This window comes from Jannaschia sp. L-14R (genome assembly GCF_056857695.1).
The window spans coordinates 245599-264252 of record NZ_JBSXNP010000010.1 but is presented as its reverse complement, the minus strand read 5'-3'; the positions used below and the strand labels follow the sequence as shown (position 1 = coordinate 264252).

Annotated in this window: 19 protein-coding genes; 6 read left to right on the top strand and 13 right to left on the bottom strand. The window is 62.6% G+C overall.

Annotated features, from left to right (window positions below; all coding sequences use genetic code 11):
* Positions 1–218: 218 nt before the first annotated feature.
* Both AC13C2_RS09665 and AC13C2_RS09660 read right to left on the bottom strand, forming a co-directional pair.
* Positions 219–2033 (bottom strand): ABCB family ABC transporter ATP-binding protein/permease, encoded by a 1815-nt coding sequence (locus AC13C2_RS09665; protein WP_424338263.1) that lies wholly within the window; start codon positions 2031–2033, stop codon positions 219–221.
* A gap of 73 nt (positions 2034–2106) precedes the next feature.
* On the bottom strand, positions 2107–3612 hold the full coding sequence (locus AC13C2_RS09660) for a LysM peptidoglycan-binding domain-containing protein (protein WP_092761358.1): 1506 nt from the start codon (positions 3610–3612) through the stop codon (positions 2107–2109).
* Between the two features lie 90 nt (positions 3613–3702).
* On the opposite strand from AC13C2_RS09660, the gene AC13C2_RS09655 reads away from it, so the two are divergent.
* Positions 3703–4239 (top strand): LOG family protein, encoded by a 537-nt coding sequence (locus tag AC13C2_RS09655; protein ID WP_092761981.1) that lies wholly within the window; start codon positions 3703–3705, stop codon positions 4237–4239.
* Positions 4240–4242: 3 nt separating this feature from the next.
* On the opposite strand, the gene AC13C2_RS09650 is transcribed toward AC13C2_RS09655, so the two are convergent.
* The 8 genes from AC13C2_RS09650 to AC13C2_RS09615 all read right to left on the bottom strand — a co-directional run bounded on the left by AC13C2_RS09650 (position 4243) and on the right by AC13C2_RS09615 (position 11052).
* The gene (locus AC13C2_RS09650) at positions 4243–4710 is read right to left on the bottom strand and encodes a host attachment family protein (RefSeq protein WP_482886690.1); all 468 of its coding nucleotides are present in this window, start codon (positions 4708–4710) and stop codon (positions 4243–4245) included.
* On the bottom strand, positions 4710–4925 hold the full coding sequence (locus AC13C2_RS09645; RefSeq protein ID WP_092761355.1) for a hypothetical protein: 216 nt from the start codon (positions 4923–4925) through the stop codon (positions 4710–4712). The genes AC13C2_RS09650 and AC13C2_RS09645 overlap by 1 nt, the downstream gene beginning before the upstream one ends.
* A gap of 114 nt (positions 4926–5039) precedes the next feature.
* Positions 5040–5639, bottom strand: coding sequence for a superoxide dismutase (locus AC13C2_RS09640; protein ID WP_092761353.1), 600 nt, complete (start codon positions 5637–5639; stop codon positions 5040–5042).
* Between the two features lie 54 nt (positions 5640–5693).
* Complete coding sequence (locus tag AC13C2_RS09635; protein ID WP_482887003.1) at positions 5694–6131, bottom strand: sarcosine oxidase subunit gamma; 438 nt, start codon at positions 6129–6131, stop codon at positions 5694–5696.
* A gap of 52 nt (positions 6132–6183) precedes the next feature.
* Positions 6184–9159, bottom strand: a complete 2976-nt coding sequence (locus AC13C2_RS09630) for a sarcosine oxidase subunit alpha family protein (protein ID WP_482886689.1) — start codon at positions 9157–9159, stop codon at positions 6184–6186.
* Positions 9156–9464 (bottom strand): sarcosine oxidase subunit delta, encoded by a 309-nt coding sequence (locus AC13C2_RS09625; RefSeq protein ID WP_482886688.1) that lies wholly within the window; start codon positions 9462–9464, stop codon positions 9156–9158. Before AC13C2_RS09625 ends, AC13C2_RS09630 begins: the two co-directional genes overlap by 4 nt.
* A gap of 45 nt (positions 9465–9509) precedes the next feature.
* Entirely contained in the window at positions 9510–9677 is a 168-nt protein-coding gene (locus AC13C2_RS09620; protein WP_175495799.1) for a hypothetical protein, read from the bottom strand.
* Between the two features lie 130 nt (positions 9678–9807).
* A complete protein-coding gene (locus AC13C2_RS09615) occupies positions 9808–11052 on the bottom strand; it encodes a sarcosine oxidase subunit beta family protein (protein ID WP_482886687.1) in 1245 nt (414 codons plus the stop codon).
* Between the two features lie 219 nt (positions 11053–11271).
* Here AC13C2_RS09615 and ccmI point away from each other — a divergent pair, with 219 nt between their 5' ends.
* The 3 genes from ccmI to AC13C2_RS09600 are packed head-to-tail and all read left to right on the top strand — an operon-like array spanning position 11272 to position 13192.
* Complete coding sequence (gene ccmI / locus AC13C2_RS09610) at positions 11272–12468, top strand: c-type cytochrome biogenesis protein CcmI (protein WP_092761343.1); 1197 nt, start codon at positions 11272–11274, stop codon at positions 12466–12468.
* Positions 12465–12941 (top strand): Holliday junction resolvase RuvX, encoded by a 477-nt coding sequence (ruvX, locus tag AC13C2_RS09605; protein ID WP_092761341.1) that lies wholly within the window; start codon positions 12465–12467, stop codon positions 12939–12941. Before ccmI ends, ruvX begins: the two co-directional genes overlap by 4 nt.
* On the top strand, positions 12938–13192 hold the full coding sequence (locus tag AC13C2_RS09600; RefSeq protein ID WP_092761339.1) for a DUF1289 domain-containing protein: 255 nt from the start codon (positions 12938–12940) through the stop codon (positions 13190–13192). Before ruvX ends, AC13C2_RS09600 begins: the two co-directional genes overlap by 4 nt.
* 3 nt (positions 13193–13195) lie before the next feature.
* On the opposite strand, the gene AC13C2_RS09595 is transcribed toward AC13C2_RS09600, so the two are convergent.
* Both AC13C2_RS09595 and AC13C2_RS09590 read right to left on the bottom strand, forming a co-directional pair.
* A complete protein-coding gene (locus AC13C2_RS09595; protein ID WP_482886686.1) occupies positions 13196–14206 on the bottom strand; it encodes a sterol desaturase family protein in 1011 nt (336 codons plus the stop codon).
* A gap of 68 nt (positions 14207–14274) precedes the next feature.
* Positions 14275–15096: a sulfite exporter TauE/SafE family protein gene (locus tag AC13C2_RS09590; RefSeq protein ID WP_482886685.1), complete on the bottom strand. Its 822-nt coding sequence runs from the start codon at positions 15094–15096 to the stop codon at positions 14275–14277.
* Positions 15097–15243: 147 nt separating this feature from the next.
* Between AC13C2_RS09590 and AC13C2_RS09585 the strand changes: the two genes are divergently transcribed.
* The gene (locus AC13C2_RS09585) at positions 15244–16434 is read left to right on the top strand and encodes a multidrug effflux MFS transporter (protein WP_342707746.1); all 1191 of its coding nucleotides are present in this window, start codon (positions 15244–15246) and stop codon (positions 16432–16434) included.
* Here AC13C2_RS09585 and dusA read toward each other — a convergent pair.
* Positions 16410–17360 carry a tRNA dihydrouridine(20/20a) synthase DusA gene (gene dusA, locus AC13C2_RS09580; protein WP_482886684.1) on the bottom strand — a complete coding sequence of 317 codons (951 nt, stop codon included), beginning with the start codon at positions 17358–17360 and terminating at the stop codon, positions 16410–16412. The two genes, AC13C2_RS09585 and dusA, sit on opposite strands and share 25 nt — an antisense overlap.
* Before the next feature lie 152 nt (positions 17361–17512).
* On the opposite strand from dusA, the gene AC13C2_RS09575 reads away from it, so the two are divergent.
* The gene (locus AC13C2_RS09575) at positions 17513–18601 is read left to right on the top strand and encodes a site-specific integrase (protein WP_482886683.1); all 1089 of its coding nucleotides are present in this window, start codon (positions 17513–17515) and stop codon (positions 18599–18601) included.
* The last annotated feature ends 53 nt before the right edge of the window (positions 18602–18654 follow it).

The window sequence follows — 18654 nt, the reverse complement described above, 5'->3', positions numbered from 1 at the left end:
TCCTGTCCGACGTACAGGCGATCCGCCGGTGCCAGGTTCGACAGCCTTCATTGTCGTATACCCTGCCTGTACGACCGCCTGTGCAAATTGCGGTGACACCCTGCTCTTCCCCCTGTCCGAACCGCACGGTTCCACCGCGAACGGGGTCAAATGCAAGATCGACAACTCGGAGTTCGCAATCGCGGGCGGGACAGACAGACCATCGCGCGCTTGTCTGGTCAGGCTGCTTCGTCTTCCGACAACTGCCGCTGCCACATCGAGGCATATCGACCGTCGTGCAGGAGAAGCTGATCGTGCGTGCCCCACTCCACGATCAGCCCGTCTTCCAGCACGACAATCATATCGGCATCCACAACCGTCGACAGGCGGTGCGCGATGGTGATGACCGTCCGACCCTGCGACATGGTCCGCAATTCGGACTGAATGGACCGTTCGGTTTCAGTATCCAGAGCCGACGTCGCCTCATCCAGCAACAGGATCGGCGGGTCTTTCAGTAAGGTCCGCGCGATCCCGACGCGTTGTTTCTCGCCGCCCGACAGCTTAAGCCCCCGTTCTCCCACCGTTGTCTCATAGCCATCGGGCAGCATGTCGATGAACGTCTCGATGCGGGCGGCGCGTGCGGCTTCGCGAATTTCCTCAAAACTGGCATCGGGGCGACCATAGGCGATATTGTAGCGGATCGTATCGTTGAACAGCACGGTATCCTGCGGCACCACGCCGATCTTGCGGTGCAGGCTGGACTGCGAGACGGACCGGATGTCGACCCCGTCGATCTCGATCGCACCGGCGTCGATGTCGTAGAACCGGAACAACAGACGTCCGACGGTCGATTTGCCGGACCCGGACGGCCCGACCACGGCGACCGTCTGCCCGGCCCCGACGGTCAGCGATACACCTTTCAGGATCGGGCGCGCAGGATCATAGCCGAACCGGATATCCCGAAAGACGACCTCGCCCCGATCAACGCGCAACTCCGGCGCAGACGGCGCATCGCGCACTTCGGCCGGTTGCCCCAGCAGGCCGAACATCTCGCCCATGTCGACCAACGACTGACGGATTTCGCGATATACTGTACCAAGGAAGTTCAACGGCAGCGTAATCTGGATCATGTAGGCATTCACCATGACGAAATCGCCGACCGTCAGATCGCCCGCCTGCACCCCCATCGCCGCCAGAACCATAACACCGACCAACCCCCCGGTGATCAGAACGGATTGACCGAAGTTCAGGAATGCGAGCGAATAGGCCGTCTTGAGGGCCGCGCCCTCGTATTGTGCCATGGCACCGTCATAGCGGGCCGCTTCGCGCGCTTCGGCCCCGAAATACTTGACCGTCTCGAAGTTCAGCAGGGAGTCGATGGCCTTCTGGTTCGCGTCGGTATCCTGATCGTTCATCACCTTGCGGATTTTCACCCGCCATTCGGTGACCTTGAATGTGAAGGCGACGTAGGCCGTGATGGTGACCAGCACGATCACCAGATACCAGACATCGAACACGAAAAAGAGGATGACGCAGATCATCGCCAGTTCCAGCACCAGCGGTCCGATGGAAAACAGCAGGAACCGCAACAGGAAGTCGACACCCTTGACCCCCCGTTCGATGATGCGGGACAGACCGCCGGTCTTGCGGCTGATGTGATAGCGCATCGACAGGCGGTGCATATGCGTAAAGGTTTCGGCGGCAAGACGGCGCAGTGCCCGCTGACCCACGGGGGCGAAAATCACGTCGCGCAGCTGTTGGAAACCGATGTTGAAGGCCCGCGCAATGCCGTAAACGACGGTCAGGCCGACCGCTCCCAGGCCGAGAGCCCACGCCGGTGTCATCGTATCGGGTGCGAGTGCGTCGACGGCGGCCTTGTAGAAAAACGGTGTCGTCACGGCGATGACCTTTGCGACCACCAGCATGATCAGCGCCGCCGAAACGCGAATTTTGACCCCGCTGTCGCCGGGGGGCCACAGATACGGCATGACGCGGCGGATGATGCCCCAGGCGTCCGCCGGCGCTTCTGTCGTGGTCAGGGTGGTGGGGGCCATGGATGTTCCGGATATATCGGTTTCTTGCAACCTATGGCGCGGTGGCCAGAATGGAAACCTGTGCTGCCGGTGCCTATTCCACGTCGGGGAGTTTGAAAACCTGACCGGGGTAAATCAGATCAGGATCGCGGATGAAATCCTGATTTTCCTCGAATATCTGAACGTACCGAATGCCTTCGCCGAAATACCCCTCGGAAATCGCCCAAAGCGTATAGCCGGGCTGCACGGTGATCGCGGTCACGCCATCGCGGCGCGAGGCCGCGGCGACTGCCGGGGCGGTGCGCTGGAACGGTGTTTCCACACGACCGGTGACGGTGCCATCGGCGGCCAGCGAGTCGATGCGCAGGGTATAGGTTCCGCTGTCGACATTGGGCAGTGGCGAGGTCCAGGTGCCTGCGCGATCGACGCGGGCCTGCTGAATGGGCCGATTGTCGAGGTAGATGCGGATCTGCGTGTCGCCGACACCGCGTCCGGCCAGCTGCACTTCGCCCGCCGCGTCATAGCTGATGGCGTCGATGCCCAGATCCTGTCGCACGTCCGGCGGGGACGTGTTGTCGGGCAAAACCGTTACGCCACCTGCCCCGGCACGGAACAGACGCGGCGGCGTCGCGGCGCGTGCAGGTGACGGGGACGGCACAGGCGGCAAGGGCGCATCTGACGCGGTAATCGACGACACCGAAGAGGGGGCGGCTGGCGCGACGTCGATCTGAGGGGGGACGGTGGGGACATCCCCGGCCGTCACGATCCGGGTTGTTCCGATCTCCGGGGCATCGGACGTCTGCGAGGGTGCGATGCCCGCAGTCGCGTCCGTCCCGATCTCATCCGACACGGTCTGGTCTTTAACGATTGCGCCCGTCCCGGTCGCATCCGCCACGCTCACGTCCTCCGCAATCACGCCGCCCTCTGCGGTGGAAGCGCTATCGAGGCGAGTCGGCGCGGGGGCGATCTGCGGGGGCGGCACCGCCGCGACGCGAAGGTTATCGCTGTCCACTGGCGGGAGTGCGCCGTTGTCCGGCGGTCGCGGGACGTCGGCCTCCGACGCGACCGTTTCCGTCACAGTTCTGGGGATGTCGTCTTGAGTGGGCGCCGTCGGGAAGGTCGGGGCAACGATGATGCTGTCGGTGGCGCGCGCCACCACGCCGTCCGCACCCCGCGTCTCGACCGTCAGAATGCGGGGTGCGTCGGTTATGGGCAAATCGAACAGCGATACGAAATTACCGTCGGCATCGGTGCGCGCCGTGGCCACCTCCTGCCCGTCCAGGCGTAATATGACGTCCACGTCGCGGGCGGCATTTCCGGCCACGACCGTCGCGCCCAATCCGTCGACGCGCACGACGTCCATCTTTGGCAGGGTCATGTCGGCCAGGACCTTGGGCGCATCCGGAGTTTCGGGCGTCGGTACGGTATCCGGCATGACCAGAACCTCGCTTGGCCCCGAGACTTTGTCGGGCGATCCGGTCCCCATCTCCGGCATCGACGGCAGGTCGCGCGGTTTCAGCAGGACGAACCCGGCCCACCCGATTGCCAGAATGACGAGGACCCCGATGGTCCTACGCCCGGCTGAAACGCCGTTCGTCATTTCCTTAATCCCCCTTGGACCCGTAGCCGGGCTTTCCGCGACCCTAGCAACGGCATAGGCTTCGGTCAAAACGACAAAAGGATGTATGCCATGACGAAATCGGTTTGTGTCTATTGCGGCTCGCGCGATGGCAACGATCCATCCTTCGCCACGGCGGCCGACGCTTTGGGTCGCGGCATCTCGGATCGGAACTGGCGGTTGGTTTATGGCGCGGGCGACGTTGGCTTGATGGGCCGGGTCGCCCGCAGCGTCCAGGCGACGGACGGCACAACCTTTGGCGTCATTCCCGTGCATCTGATGACGCTGGAGGTCGGCAAGCTGGACCTGACGGCCTTCGTCGTCACCGAAACCATGCACGAGCGAAAAAAGGTCATGTTCATGAACGCCGACGCCATCATCGTTCTTCCCGGGGGTGCGGGTACGCTGGACGAATTCTTCGAAGTGCTGACCTGGCGCCAGCTCGGACTGCACGAAAAGCCCATCGTTCTGCTGAATATCGCGGGATACTGGGACCCGCTTCTGACGTTGCTGGATACCATCGTCGCACGCGGATTCGCGGACGCGTCGATTCTGTCTTTCTTCAGAACGGCCCCTGATGCAGAGACCGCCCTGTCCATGCTGGAATGACTGTCAGGCGGCAGAATTCATTTCGGCCAAATCGTGTTTCACCAGCTTCTCGATTTCGTTCAGCGGGTGATTGGTCAACGTCTTGGGAATTTCGGCGACCACCTTGTCGGCGACTTCCTTGTGCATCTCGGCGCGCAAGACGCCCAGCACCTGCGGCGACGCGACGATCACCAGCGATGTGAACCGACCCTTGTGCGCCATCATGTAAAGCTTCTCGGCCAGATCGCTCGCAAACCGCTCCTTTTGCAGCTCATGAAAATCCGTTTCTTCGTATGCGGATACTCCGGATCCGGCGCTTTCCTGCACCCGGCCGCGACGGTTCTCGGTCTGCTCGCGATCGGGCGGATTGTCTTCCTCGTCCTTGCGTACGACTTCAAGGTTCGGATCCTCGGCGTCCGTCAGGTTCACGAGGAACAGGGCCTTTTCACTGTCGGCGACAACGACCATCGTGCCGTTTTTCAGACTGGGCATCATTTGTCCTCCAAATCTTGATCTTCTTTGGACTTCGTAACGCGCGTCACACCGGACACACCTTGTCTGGTTGACCGCTTGAGCGCGTCTTCGGTGCCAATATCACGGGCAAGTTCCCCACCCGTGCGACCTTGCTGGCTTGGCGTGTCGGGCATGTCCTTGATGAATTGATCCGTCTCGCGGGTTCCGTCGCTGGAGCGATGTCGCTCGGCCATGGTTTGTCCTCCGTTGCAAGTTCGCTAATCAACGTTCCATCACGTAGGCCGGTTCCAGGTGTGAAAAAAGGGGCCTGTTGGCCCCTTTTCATATGTCTGACATTTGATGGGGCTTCACATACGCGAAGCGACGTTTTCCCAATTCACAAGGTTTTTCAGGAAGTTGTCCAGATAAGCGGGCCGCTTGTTGCGGTAATCGATGTAGTAGGAATGTTCCCAGACATCGCAGCCCAGAAGCGCGGTCTGACCGAAACAAACGGGGTTCACGCCATTCTCGGTCTTGGTGACTTTCAGGCCGCCGTCCTTGTCCTTGACCAGCCAGGCCCAGCCCGAGCCAAACTGCCCGGCACCGGCGGCGGCGAACTCCGAATGGAAATCGTCGACCGATCCAAAGCTGTCAGTCAGCGCCTTTTCGACTTCGCCCGGTATCTTGCTGTCGCCCGGTCCCATCATTTCCCAAAACTGGTTATGGTTCCACAATTGGCTGATGTTGTTGAATATACCGCTCTGGGCAACTGACCCGGACTGATAGGTGCCGGTGATGATATCCTCAAGGGACTTCCCCTCCCACTCGGTCCCGGCAATCAGCTTGTTGCCGTTGTCGACATAGGCCTTGTGGTGCAGGTCGTGGTGATATTCCAAAGTCTCTTTCGACATCCCCTTGGAGGCCAGGGCGTCGTGGGCATAGGGAAGGTCGGGAAGCTCAAAGGCCATGATATCTCTCCTGTTGGGTTCACTTAGGGACATGTCGGTCTGAACCTGTCCGGGTCAAGCCCCGACAGGCATCGCGTTGCGCAGCACATCCTCGGCATAGAGGGCGACGGAGCGGAAGCACATGACCCGCCAGTGGTCGCCCCCGCGCCAGATCGCGGCGGGAATTTGCGCCATTCGGGTGCGGCGCACTTCGGTTTCAGCAAAAGTGTCGAAATTGACGGGCATCAGTTTTGACAGAAAATTTTCGACATCTTTTCCTTTAATATCAAAAATCTGCCGTGCGTCGCTCACGTTGATGACGGTGGTGAACGACGTGCCGAGCACCTGTGTCATATCGGCGACCAAGCGATCCGCATAGCTGTGATCACATACCAGCATCAGTTCATCCGGCGACATCCACATCAGGCGTCCGGTGTCGGACGCGGTCGACATCCGCATCGGCGGCAAAGCGCAGGCCGCTACTTTCTTCGTGGCCTTGCCAAGTGCTGTCATGTCGCCGCGAAGGGTGATCATGCCGACCGGCGGCCGGACGGTAATCGAAATGTCAGACATTTGATTTCTCCCCCTCCCGATCAAAGAAAACAGGATCGACGATCCTGGCTTCGACCGGCGACTGGCCGATACGGGTAAAGCGGATCACCTCGCCCATTCGGTCCGGGCCGCGTTCGACGAGACCCATCGCGATACCCCGGTCCAGCGTCGGCGACATATAGGTCGAGGTGACGCGTCCCTGCACGATCGCCTGCCCGTTGTCGTTAACGCCTTCGCCCACCGCATAGGCCCCGTCTTCCAACGCCGAACCGTCCAGCGTTTCCAGCCCGACCAGTTTCCATCGGTCCGGTTTCTGAAACTCGGACCGTGCCTGACCGCGCTTGCCCAGATAATCGTCCTTCTTCTTCGAGATCGCCCAGTCCAGCCCCAGATCCTGCGGAATGACTGTGCCGTCAGTCTCATCCCCGATCATGATGAATCCCTTTTCGGCCCGCATGATATGCAACGCTTCGGTGCCATAGGGAGTCGCGCCGAATTCGGCCCCGGCCTCCATCAAAGCCGTCCAGAGGGCCAGACCCTGCGACGCGGGCACGGCGATTTCATAGGACAGTTCGCCCGAAAAGCTGATGCGGAAAACGCGGACAGCAAAGTCGCCCAAACGTCCGTCGGTCCAGGCCATGAAAGGCAATGCCTCGGCAGACACGTCCATACCGCCCAGCTTTTCCAGCACCTTGCGCGCATTCGGCCCGACGACGGCGATCTGCGCGAATTGTTCGGTGACATTGACGACATGCACCTTCCAGTCCCACCATTCGCATTGCAGCCAATCTTCCATCCACCCATGTATGCGATCCGCTCCGCCGGTCGTGGTGTGGCAAAGCCATGTCTGATCGTCGATCCGCGCCACGACGCCATCGTCGATCAGGAAACCGTTCTCGTCGCACATCAGACCATAGCGGCATCGTCCCGGCTTCAGCGTGGACATCATGTTGGTATAGAGCATATCCATCAGCCGCCCGGCATCCGGCCCGCGAACGATGAGTTTACCCAAAGTTGAAGCGTCAAGCATTCCAAGGCTTTGCCGGGTGTTTTTCACCTCGCGCGAGACGGCTTCCGCATGGGTTTCACTGCCCTGCGGAAAGCAATAGGCGCGACGCCATTGGCCGACGGGTTCCCAAAACGCACCGTGGGCCTCGTTCCAATCGTGGATCGGTGTGCGGCGCAACGGTTGGAAAATAGCCCCGCGTGCTTCGCCTGCCAGAGTCCCGATTGTCGTCGGCGTATAAGGCGGACGGAACGTCGTGGTTCCAACCTGCGGAATAGTTGTATCCAGCCTATCAGCAAGGATAGCCAGCCCGTTGATGTTACTTAATTTCCCTTGGTCCGTCGCCATGCCCAGCGTGGTATAACGTTTTGCGTGTTCGACCGACTCGAACCCTTCCTGCGCGGCAAGCCGGACGTCGGAGACTTTCACATCGTTCTGATAGTCGAGCCACATCTTCGACCGCAGCGCATGATCCGCGCCTTCGGGCATCATCCAGACCGGCAGGATCGGCACCTCGGGTGAGCTTTCGCAAGGTGGGGCGTCGATTGCGGCGGCTTCGGCGGCATCGTCCAACACCTCGGCGGTGGTCAGCGCACCCGATGCCATTCCGGCAGTGATCACAAACCCCTTGCCGTCTGCCCCCCTCGGCGGCTGATCGGGATCGGGGCGGAACATGGCGCGTTCCTCATCCCACCAGAGCTTGCCCCCGCAGTGCGACCAAAGGTGGACGACCGGCGACCAACCTCCGGACATAGCCACGGCATCGCAGCGAATTTCCTGCAGGACGGTGCCGTCACCGGATTGCAGACAGATGGACACAGCCGTAACCTTGGCATTTCCATGCACCTTGGCAATGGCGCGACCCTTGTGAACATTGACCCCGAGCGCTTTGATTTCTTTTACCATTGTACTGTCGACAGCTTGGCGCGCGTCGATGATTGCCGGAACCCTGAGGCCCGCTTCGATCAACGCCTTGGCTGTGCGATAGGCATCGTCGTTGTTGGTCACGACGACCGTGCGCTCGCCCATCGAGACGCCATGATTGACGACATAATCGCGCAGGGCCGAGGCAAGGATGACACCGGGCACATCGTTGCCCGCGAAGCTGAGCGGGCGCTCGATGGCCCCCGTTGCCGTGATCACACGCCCGACCCGTATGCGCCAAAGCCGCTCACGCGGACCGGTCTTCGCGGCCAGATGACCGGTCAGATTTTCCGTGCACAGGACATATCCGTGGTCGTAGACGCCCGATCCTTCGCAACAATTTATCATCGTCACATTATCTTTTTTTTCAAGTTCTTCGATTGCGTTCTTTACCCAATCCGCTGCGGTCTTCCCGTCGATGGTCGCTCCGTCCACCACGGCGCGACCGCCCCAGGTCGCGCCCTGCTCGACCAGGATGACGCGCTCACCCGTCTTCGCGGATCCAAGGGCTGCCGTCAGGCCCGCGATGCCGCCGCCGACAATCAGGGTGTCGCAGAAGGCATACTGATGTTCGTAGCGATCGCCGTCTGCCTCGGTCGGGGCGGCCCCCAGACCGGCGGCGCGGCGGATTACCGGCTCGAATACATGTTTCCAGAAGGCGCGCGGATGGATGAACGTCTTGTAGTAGAATCCGGCGGGCAGGAAACGCGACCCGAAGTCGTTGATCCGTCCGATATCGAAGGCGAGCGACGGCCAGGCATTCTGGCTGTGTGCAACCAGACCGTCATAAAGCGATTGCATCGTGGCGCGCTGGTTCGGCTCGAAATGCGCTCCCTCGCCGATCTGCATCAAGGCATTGGGTTCTTCGGGGCCTGAGCCGACGACGGACCGGGGTCGGTGATATTTGAAGCTGCGGCCCATCACAATCTGGCCATTCGCCAGAAGGGCGGAGGCCAGCGTATCGCCGATATAGCCACGCAGGCTTCGCCCGTCGAAAGTGAACTCGATCGGTTTGCTGCGGTCGATCAGACGGCCGCCGGTCTTGAGGCGGCGGCTCATGCGCTGCGCCCTTTGGCGATGCGGGCAAGGATGTCGGCAGGCGGTTCGGTCGTCTGTGCACAATAGGTGCCGTAGACCTGCAAACTGGACGTATCGCGCGCAGCGAGGAACCACTTGCCGCAGCCATAGGCGTGGCGCCAGCGCTCGAAGTGCACACCTTTAGCGTTGTCCCGCAGAAACATGTACTCTTCGAATTGCTCGTCGGTAGATTCAGGCCCGAAGCGTTTCAGATGCGCCTGTCCACCGGGCGCAAGCTCTGTTTCTTCGACCGACAGGCCACAGTTCGGACAGGTCAGCAGCAGCATCGCACACTTCCGTCAAAATGGGCGGAGGTGCCCGGTGTCAGGCTGTTATTGCGTCGCGGAGCTGGCTTCGATCCGAACTTCAGGCGCACCGCCGACCCCAAGGTCGAACGATCCGCCCAGAAGCGCGAACATGATGAAACCAACGGCGACGACAATACCGCCGAGAAGGAAGTTGATACCGCGCGGAAGGCGTCTGGGTAAAATGCGAGCCATGGCAGTTGGCCTATGTAAGAAAACAGGTAATCCTTAACACATAGAGTCTGCCATAGGTTTCGCCTAGTCCTGCGACACAGTGTTTCAAAGTGTCGTGAAGTGTCGCGCACGGCGCACAAGGAACCGGCCATCAGTGCGCCACCCCGGCGGCGACAGATTCGTCGATGAACCGACCCTCGCGGAATCGCTCCATGCCGAAGGCGGCTGTCAGGGGGGAATGACCCTTCGCCATCAACTCGGCCATGCCCCAGCCCGATCCGGGGATCGCCTTGAAGCCGCCCGTGCCCCAGCCGCAGTTGACAAAGAGACCGTCCACCGGAGTTTTCGACAGGATCGGGGAGCGGTCACCCGTCACATCAACGATTCCCCCCCATTGGCGCAGCATTTTCAGACGCGATATCATCGGGAAAGTTTCGACCAGGGCGCGCAACGTCTCCTCGATATGCTGGAAGCTGCCGCGTTGGGTATAGTTGTTATAACCGTCGGTGCCGCCGCCGATCACCATTTCACCCTTGTCGGACTGGCTCATGTAGCCGTGGACGGTGTTGGCCATGACGACGACATCCATGCAGGGCTTGACCGGCTCGGACACCAGGGCCTGCAGCGCGACCGACTCCAGCGGCAGGCGGAACCCGGCCATCTGCGCCAGAACGCCGGAATGACCTGCCGTCACCAGGCCCAGCTTGCCACAGGCGATATCGCCTTGCGTCGTCTGCACACCTGTAACCTTGCCGCCCGATTGCGCGATGCCGGTGACTTCGCATTTCTGAATGATGTCCATGCCCATGTCGGTGCAGGCGCGGGCGTAGCCCCAGGCCACCGCGTCGTGGCGTGCGGTGCCACCACGGGCCTGCCACAAACCGCCAAGGACGGGGTAGCGCGGCCCTTCGATGTTCATGATCGGGCAGAGCTGTTTGACGCGCTGCGGTCCAATCCATTCGGTGGTCACGCCTTGCAGCGAATTGGCATGGGCCGTGCGCTTATAGCCCCGCACCTCGTGATGGGTCTGGGCCAGCATGATGACGCCGCGCGGCGAGAACATGATGTTGTAGTTCAGTTCCTGCGACAGGCCCTCATAGAGCGAGCGCGCCTTTTCGTAGATCGCCGCCGATGGATCCTGAAGATAGTTCGAGCGGATGATTGTCGTGTTGCGCCCGGTGTTGCCGCCGCCCAGCCAGCCCTTTTCAAGGATCGCGACATTGGTGATGCCGTGGTTCCTGCCAAGATAATAGGCCGTGGCCAGCCCGTGCCCGCCCGCACCGACGATAATGACGTCATAGCGTTTGCCGGGCGGTCGCCTGGCCCAGGTGCGGCCCCAGCCCTCGTGGTTGCGGAGGGCTTCGCGGGCGATGGCAAAGGCGGAAAAACGTCGCATGCGCAAAGGCTCCCCTCGATACGTATGGCCCGGTTTGCCCCGATCCGGGAGCGGGCAATATGGGCACAGCGGCATGTTTGTGAACATCCGCGACATCGGTCCCTTTCCGAGGCCCGTTTCGCATGGCCTAGACCGTCCGATCACGAAGCCGCAAGGGGGGCTTCTGTCGCGGCTCCAAGACCGTTAGAGGAGCGGAATGATAGACCGGGTGGATTGCTGATGTTCTGGATTGTCGTGGCGCTGCTTCTTGCGGCTTGTATTCTTGTGATGGCGGCTGCGCTGCGCGGCGGTGCCGGGCCGGGCGTTCGCCCTGACGTGGATGTCTATCGCGATCAGCTGCGCGAGCTGGAGCGGGACGCGGCGCGCGGAACCCTGGACCCGGAGGAGGCCGAGGCCGCCCGCACCGAAGTGGCGCGCCGTCTTCTGGCTGCCGACCGGGTCCGCGACGACGGCGTACGCGGGAGCGGCAATTCCTGGCTGGGACTGGGCCTGATCGGGGTGCCGGTGATCGCCGTATCGCTGGGCATCTATTTCTGGATCGGCACACCGGGCAAGCCGGATTACCCCCTGCAAGGGCGCATTCTGCGGATCGAGGAGGCGCGTGCCGCGCGCCCCGACCAGACCCGTGCCGAGGCTGCCGTGCCCGACGAGATCGACGACAGCCGCGCCGACGTGACCCGTCTGGCCGAGGAGCTGAAGCAGGTTTTGGCGGCCCGTCCCGACGACTTGCGGGGCTGGCGGCTGGCGGTGCAGACACAAGCGGGACTTGGCGATCTGGAGGCGGCCTGGCAATCGCAGGACCGGGTAATCGCCATTCTGGGCGAGGAGGCCGGGGCCGAGGAATTCGCCCTGCTGGCCGAGCTGATGATTCTGGCAGCGGGCGGCTATGTCTCGCCCCAGGCCGAGACCGCGCTGTCCGAGGCGGTGCGCCGCGACCGGGCAAACGGCACAGCGCGATATTATGCGGGGCTGATGTATGCGCAGGGCGGTCGCCCGGATCGTGCCTTTGGAATCTGGCGCGGCTTGATTGCCGAAAGCGCACCGGGTGACCCCTGGCTGGACCCGATCTATGCCCAGATCGAAGAAATTTCGGTTCTGGCCGGCGACCCGACCCCGCTGGATGAGCTGCCGCAGCCGCGCGGACCGTCGGTGGATGATATCGAGGCGGCGGGCGACATGACCCCGCAGGATCGGATCGAGATGATCGGCAACATGGTACAGGGCCTGTCCGAACGGTTGGCGAGCGAGGGCGGGACGGCGGAGGAATGGGCGCGGCTGATCACCTCCTACGGCGTGCTGGGACGCACCGATGCTGCCGCGACCGTCTATGCCGAGGCAAAGACCGTGTTCGCCGCCGACCGGGGGGCGTTGGACACGCTGGCCCGCGCCGCAGACCGTGCCGGGATCAACCCTTGATCCACGAGACCATCGAAGGGTTCGCCGCCGCCCTGCCCCCGCACGGCGCGCTGATGGGGCTGGACCTTGGGACCAAAACCGTCGGCGTGGCCGTCAGCGACACCTTCCGCAGCGTGTCCACGCCATTGCAGACGATCCGCCGCACCAAGTTCACCGCCGATGCCGTCGCAATCGAGGCGCTGCTGACGGCGCGAACGGTCGTCGGCATCATCCTTGGCCTGCCACTGAACATGGACGGCAGCGAGGGCCCGCGCGGTCAAGCCACCCGCGCCTTCGCCCGCAACATGGCACGGCGGATCGATACACCCATCGGATACTGGGACGAACGTCTGTCGACAGTAGCTGCCGAACGCATCCTGCTGGAGGCGGATACGTCTCGAAAGCGTCGCGCAGAGGTCATAGATCACGTCGCTGCCGGGTTTATCCTGCAAGGCGCGCTGGACCGTCTGCGCCATATCGGAGCCGCCCTGTGACTCATGATCCGACATCCGATGGCGTCTGGAGCCGTTCCGAAATTGAAAGTCCCTGCGTGAAACTTTGCGTGGTCCATCCGCAAACGCGGTTATGTATGGGCTGTCATAGAACCATGGACGAGATCGGGGAATGGTCCCGCATGACGTCCGAAGCCCGCCGCGCGATCATGGATGCCCTTCCCGCCCGTGCCGAGGCCGCCGCCCCTGTGCGGCGAGGCGGTCGTGCGGCCCGGTTGAAACGCGGTGGCTGACCGTCAGGTCGGGCGCGTCTTGGCCCTGTTGCGGTCGCGCAGACGCTCTTTCATGCGGGCCTTCGCCTCGGGTGAGCCGTCGTGGAACGTACCGAACCAGCGGTCCAGCGGGAACATTCCGTCGGCGTAATTGCACTCGAAATATTTGTGATGGAGGTAATGGGCGTAGCAATGCGTCTTGATCGACGTCTTGTCGCCGACCTCGATACGTTCGAACCCGGCATGGCCCGGCGCGGGGCTGAGTGCGGTGTGGATCAGCACAGAAAGCACATGCAGCGGGTGGAACGGGATCAGCAGGAAGACCAGCACGCCGGAGAAATAAAGTATGTGTTCGATCGGGTGCATCGACAGGCCGGACCATGGACCGGGATTGACGTTGCGATGATGCACATTGTGCGCCAGCCGATACAGCGGTGGCCAGTGGATTGCCCGGTGGATGGCATAGAAATGCAGATCGCGCAGAACCGGAACAAGCACCAGAAGGACAACAAAATAAACTGGATTGTCAGCGAAGGTCACCTGCGGCACATAGCCGTTCGCCGCGACCCAGAGCATCAGCACCTCGAACGCGGTCCAGATCGGAATGGCGCTGGCAAAGGTCCATGTCAGGTTGTCGAGCGTCTGGTTGCGGAACAGGAACTGCCCGCTGTCGCGCGACGGCCAGCGGGCATTGAACTTGAAGCGGTCGCCCTGTGCCCGCTGGACGTAGAGCCGCAAATGGAACGCCCCGAAAAACACGGCGACAATGGCGGCGTTGCGCGCCAGCAGATACGCGATCCATAGCGGGTCGAGGTCTGCCATCGCCTGCATCGGCGGGCTGAGGTACACCCAGACGACCAGCGCGACCAGGAAATACAGCATGTTCCAGGGCATGAAATACCCCGGCCAGCCAAAGATCCAGCGCAGCGCGGCGACCGGTTTTGCTGGCCATGTCAGCACCGGGGGATAGGCGATGCGCGCCTTGGGGGCCCAATCGCCGCGCCGGTCACGCTCGCCGATTTGCGTATCGTCCATGTGGCCCCCTCCGATCCCTTGTGCCAGTGCATCAGATCGCAAGGTGACCCGAAGTCAAGCCATAACCGTCAGCCCGCAAAGACCTTGCGCAGCATGTTCAGCGCCACGAGGAACAGAAAGACCGCGAAGACGCGCTTGAGCGGGGCCGGGGTCATCGAATGGGCCAGTCTTGCGCCCAGGGGGGCCGTCAGCAGGGTCATGGCAATTACGATCAGGAAGGCCGGTATGTTGACCAGACCGATGGTCATCGGCGGGCGCAGACCAGACGTGGGCAGGATCAGAAACAACAGGACGGCTGGCACCGCGATCAGCAGTCCGAAACCCGCCGCGGTGGCGACCGCGCGGTGGATCGGCACGCCGTGCAACGTCATCAGCGGCACCCCGAAGCTGCCGCCGCCGATGCCCATCAGGACCGAGGCGAAGCCGACGGCAGGCGAATACAGATATCGCTTTGCCCCCGTCGGCATGGTGTCGGCCAGCCGCCACTGCGGGCGAGAAAACGCCATGTAGAATGCCACGATCAGGGCCAGCCCGGCGAAGATAGCAGTCAGCGTTTCCGACCGAAGCTGCGTTGCCACCAGAGAGCCGACCAAAGCCCCCCCGACGATGCCCGCGCCCCAGCCGCGCAGGATCGAAACCTCGACCGCGCCCCGGGCATGATGGGCGCGCACAGACCGCAGGCTGGTCACGACGATTGTGGCCAGCGAGGTTGCAACGCAAACCTGCATGATATTGGGCCCGTCATAGCCAAGAATCTGGAAGACATAATAAAAAGAAGGCACCAGAACGATGCCGCCCCCGACCCCCAGCAATCCGGCAAGGACGCCCGCGAAGGCCCCCACAACCATCAGAAACGCGACGAGCGGAAGAAAGGTGGCGAGGTCTGGCATCGGCATGGTCCGTTGGTTTGTGTCCCGCGGCGTCTACAACCCAGCCCGGCCTGCTACCAGTGGCGATTATCGGCAGCGTCCGCGTCGGATCTTGACCTCTCTGCGCTACGGGTTCAACCGGACGCCACCCCCACGAAAGGTTTCCCGATGTCCGAGATGTTCCGCCGCGCCGCGATTCTTGGCCTGCTGTCCGCCGTCGGGCCCTTCGCCATCGACATGTATCTTCCTGCCATGCCCGCCATCGCAGAAGATCTGGCCAGCACAATCGCCGGGACACAGACAACACTGATTGCGTTCTTCCTGTGCTTCGGTCTGGCGCAGCTGGTCTATGGTCCTTGGGCCGACTCCGCGGGGCGCAAGCTGCCGCTGTATTTCGGTCTTGGCGTCTATCTTCTGGCGTCTGTCTGGGCCGCGTTGGCACCCGACATCACGAACCTGACGGCGGCGCGAGCAATGCAGGGCCTGGGTGCTGCGGCGGTGATGGTCATTCCCCGCGCGATCATCCGCGACTGGTCCACCGGAACGGAAGCGACGCGGCTGATGGCGATGGTCATGCTGGTGATTTCCGTATCCCCGATGCTGGCTCCGTTGGCAGGATCGATGGTGATATTGGTGGCGGACTGGCGCGCGATCTTCTGGGTGATGGCCGTCGCGGGGACCATCAGCCTGACGGTCACGGCGCTGGCTTTGCCGGAAACGCTGACCCCGGCGCGCCGCCGCCCCATCGCGCCCGCCCGGTTATTGGCGGATGCCGGATATCTGCTGCGGCATCGCGGGTTCATGGTGCTGACCTTCGTGGGCGCCTTCGGCATGGCCAGTTTCTTTGTCTTCATCGCCTCGGCCAGTTTTGTCTATACCGGCGAATTCGGCCTGTCGCCGACGGGCTTTTCGCTGGCCTTCGCGATCAACGCCGCCGGATTCTTCACCGGCAGCCAGTTAGCCTCGAATGCGGGCAACCGTTGGGGCATGGGCCGGGTCGTGCGCGGCGCGACGACCGGATTTGCGGCCAGCACGGTCCTGCTGCTGGGACTGGCGCTAGCCGGTCTGGCCCCCCTGCCCGTGATTGTCGGCCTGCTGGTCGCGGGCAACTTCTGCCTGGGTTTCGTGATTCCGTCGGTGATGGTCATGGCGCTGGACGATCAGGGCGAAATCGCGGGGCTGGCGTCGTCGCTCGGCGGCACGTTGCAGATGGTCACGGGCGGCGCGATGGTCGCCGTCGCCGGTCCGTTTTTTGACGGAACCGCCGTGCCGATGATCGCGGTCATCGCCCTGTGCGGGGTGCTGTCGGCGGGTTTGGCACGGCTGGTCCCGGTTCAGGCCGCCACCGTCGCCACGTGATCCAGCGCCGTGCGCACCACGTCCGCTCCGGCGCCGGGCTTCGCTGCGCCCTCCGACAAGGTCCGCCGCCAGCCGCGCGCGCCAGGCAGACCGGCGAACAGGCCCAGCATGTGTCGCGTCACCTGACCCAGCTTGCCGCCGTCGGACAGATGCGCCTCGATGTGCGGGATCATCCGCAAGGCTGCCGTCACCCGGTCGGGGCAAGGGTCGGGCCGATTGAAAATGCGGCTGTCGGCCTGCAACAGGACCGCGCCAGGGTCGTGATAGGCCGCTCGCCCGATCATCACACCATCCACGACTTTCAAATGCTCCAGCGCGTCATCCAGCGTCGCGATGCCGCCGTTGATCGAGAGATTCAGCGCCGGAAAGCGCAGCTTCATCGCATAGACCAGATCATAGTCAAGCGGCGGGATGTCCCGGTTCTCTCTGGGGCTGAGGCCTTGCAGCCAGGCCTTGCGCGCATGGACAGTGACGCGACCCACCCCCGCATCCTCCATCCGTGCCAACAGGTCCGGAAGCACGGTGGCCGGGTCCTGCTCGTCGACGCCTAGACGGCATTTCATCGTGACCGGAATATCGCCTGCCGCCTGCACCATGGCCGACAGGCAATCGGCCACCAGACCGGGTCGTTCCATCAGGATTGCGCCAAAGCAGCCAGATTGCACCCGGTCGGACGGGCAACCGACGTTCAGGTTCACCTCAGCATAGCCATATGCCACGGCCATCTCGGTCGCCTCGGCCAGTTCCGCCGGATCACTGCCGCCAAGTTGCAGTGCGACCGGGTGTTCTTCCGTGCCGTAAGCCAGCAGATGCGTCGCCCCGCCCCGCACCAGCGCCGCAGCCGTGACCATTTCCGTATAAAGCAACACTTCACGCGACAGGACACGGTGGAAGGCCCGGCAGTGCCTGTCGGTCCAATCCATCATAGGGGCACAGGATAATCTAGCGTGTTGATTTATTTGCATTTTTTGTGTATCTTCAAGCTGTTGGCGGCGAATGCTGCTACGCTGGAATACGCCCCGATATCCCCGAATTTGCCCCTCTACGACGACTCATTGCACACACAGCGCACACGAAAATGGCCTCCATCACCAAGCTCCCCTCCGGTGCCTACCGGGTTCAGATCAGACGAAAGGGCCGCTACGCGAGCGAGACGTTTCTCCGTCGCGACGATGCCCATCGCTGGGCCCGCCAAGCGGAGACCCGGGTGGATCAGGGGTTGGCGCCGAACAAGTCGTCCGTCTCCCGCCTGACCACCTTCGGCGATCTCATCGATCTCCACATAATCGATATGTGCGAGGTAGGCAAACCACCGCGTCGCAGCAAGGCCGCCACGCTCAAGACGCTCAAGCGCGATCTGGGCAAGGAGAAGATCGGGCACCTCGACCGGCAAAAGCTGATCGACTACGGCAAGATGCGCGCTGATCAAGGCGCCGGTCCGGTGACCCTCAGCATCGATATCGGCGTGATCAAGATGATCATCACCCACGCGGCAGCCGTGCACGGGCTCGACATTTCTCCGGAACCCGTCGATCTGGCGCGCGTCGCGCTCAAGCGTCTCGGGCTGATCGGCAAAGGCACCGAGCGGGATCGTCGCCCTACCATCGATGAGTTGAACCGCCTCTTCCGTTGCTTCGATGACAACGAACGCCTGACCCTGCCGATGACGCGGATCGTCAAGTTCGCGGTGGCCACGGCCATGCGGCTCGACGAGATCTGCCGCGTCGCATGGACCGATCTCGACGTCGACCGCCGGATGCTCATGATCCGCGACAGAAAGGACCCGCGCAACAAGACCGGGAACGACCAGCGGATCCCACTCTTCGCCGCCACGGGGTTCGATGCCTGGGCATTGGTCACCGAACAGGCCAAGGAACTCGGGCATGCAAGGGGCCGGATCTTTCCCTACAACTCGAAATCGGTCGGAACGGCCTTCCGGCGCGCCTGCGTCGAGGTCAGCGTGAAGGACCTGCATTTCCACGATTTGCGCCATGAGGGCACAAGCCGCCTTTTCGAGGCCGGCTTCGCCATTGAACAAGTCTCGCTGGTCACCGGCCACAAAGATTGGAAAATGCTGCGCCGGTACACACATATCCGCCCGGAAACGCTGCACCGGCTGGCCGCGTCGCGCGCCCCTTCCCCGCTGGGGGATCTCGCAGCGGAGTGACCCGAGAGTCAGAGGGGTGCCGTTCCGGCCCGTGACGGGTTTGGAGGTCGAGA